This window comes from Bacillus sp. AFS001701 (assembly GCF_002559405.1).
Classification (GTDB): Bacteria; Bacillota; Bacilli; order Bacillales; family Bacillaceae_G; genus Gottfriedia.
Genome location: NZ_NTZO01000441.1, coordinates 1 through 1907, shown reverse-complemented (window position 1 = coordinate 1907; position 1907 = coordinate 1). Strand labels below are relative to the sequence as shown.

Here is a 1907-nt window from a genome sequence, read left to right as displayed (position 1 = left end):
ATATTTACCAATCGGTAATCATTTTACAATGGGAATCGATGATGCAGTAATTGCTTCTGAATGGATTAACGCACAAAAAGTAATTCCGATGCATTATAATACATTTCCACCAATCCAAGTAGACCCAAGTGAGTTCCTTGCAAAATTACCAAAGCATAATGGTTTCATTCATGAGCCAAATACAACAATTTCACTATTGTAGTATAGATCAATGAAGAAAATATTAGTACAGTATTAGAAGCACGTTGAAACGTGCTTTTTTTCATGGTATGAATTGTTATATAATAGTTAATAAAAATATTAATACAACCATTGAAAGCTTGGTGAGGTAATTGACTACAAAGCACGATCAAATACTAGAACATATTGAACAACTACCGGTCGGTCATAAAATATCAGTAAGACAAATTGCAAAAGATTTAAGTGTAAGTGAAGGTACTGCATATAGAGCAATTAAAGATGCGGAAAACAAAGGATTTGTTAGTACCATTGAACGTGTAGGTACGATTCGTATTGAAACGAAAAGAAAAGAAAATATTGAAAAATTAACTTTTGCCGAAGTTGTTAATATTGTTGATGGACAAGTTTTAGGTGGTAAAGAAGGATTACATAAAACACTTAATAAGTTTGTTATTGGTGCAATGCAGCTTGATGCGATGATGAGATATATTAGTGCAAATAATTTATTAATCGTCGGAAACCGAGTGAATGCACATGAATTAGCATTAAAAGAAGGTTCAGCGGTTTTAGTAACAGGTGGATTTGATACAGATGAAAGTGTAAAACGTCTTGCGGATGAAATGAAAATGCCGATTATTTCTTCAAGTTATGATACGTTTACTGTCGCGACGTTAATTAATAGAGCAATTTATGATCAATTAATTAAGAAAGATATAGTACTAGTTGAGGATATACTCATTCCAACTGAAAAAACAGCTACACTATCTCCATTTGATGAAGTTGAAAAGTGGTATGAACATAACAGAGACACAGGTCATGGAAGATATCCAGTAATTGATGATCGAGGTAAACTGATAGGAATTGTAACTTCAAAGGATATCATACATGAACAACGTACTCAAAGAATTGATAAAGTAATGACTAGACAACCAATAAGTGTAAATGAAAAAATGTCGGTTGCGGCAGCTGCTAGAATGATGGTTTGGGAAGGCATAGAATTGCTACCAGTCGTAAATACAACGAATAACTTAATCGGTATTATAAGTCGCCAAGATGTACTTGAAGCATTACAGCAATTGCAACGTCAACCTCAAGTGGGAGAAACAATTGATGATATAGTTACTAGTCAATTTCATAATAATAAAGATCAAAAAAATGATGACTTTACGATTAGATGTAATGTAACTCCTCAAATGACGAATGTAATTGGTACTCTTTCACATGGCGTATTTACGACAATTGTAACCGAGGCAGGTAAACGAGCAGTTCGTGATATGAAAAAAGGGGATTTAATCGTAGAAAATATTACAATTTACTTCGTACAGCCAGTTCAAATTGATGATGTAATTGAAATTAAACCAAAAGTTTTAGAATTAGGTCGTAAGTTTGGAAAAGTTGATGTTGAAGTATTTCAGCAAGGAATATTAGTAGGTAAAGCATTGATGATGATGCAGTTATTAGATCGATAAGATATGGAAGCCTTAGGGCTTCCATCATTTTTTAGTCACGTAAAAAAAGCAGGAAACCATTCCCTGCCTTTGAAGTTTATGAAAAAATCATCCTGTATTTTTAAATCGAAAGTAGTTTATTAACTCGATTAACAAATTCATTATTTTCGTTTCTAGTATCAAAATCTTTTGCTAAGTCATATACAATTTTCTCTAATTTCTCTAAGTCATAAATAAATTCATCTTCATTTATTTTCAATTTTTTCGCCATAAATAATG

The 1907-nt window shown here is 32.1% G+C and carries 1 protein-coding gene and 1 pseudogene; both read left to right on the top strand.

Annotated features, from left to right (window positions below):
* Positions 1–202 (top strand): annotated as a pseudogene (locus CN514_RS25905) (metal-dependent hydrolase); the annotation flags it as partial.
* A gap of 130 nt (positions 203–332) precedes the next feature.
* Positions 333–1649, top strand: coding sequence for a DRTGG domain-containing protein (locus tag CN514_RS20820; protein ID WP_098234225.1), 1317 nt, complete (start codon positions 333–335; stop codon positions 1647–1649).
* Positions 1650–1907 lie beyond the last annotated feature (258 nt).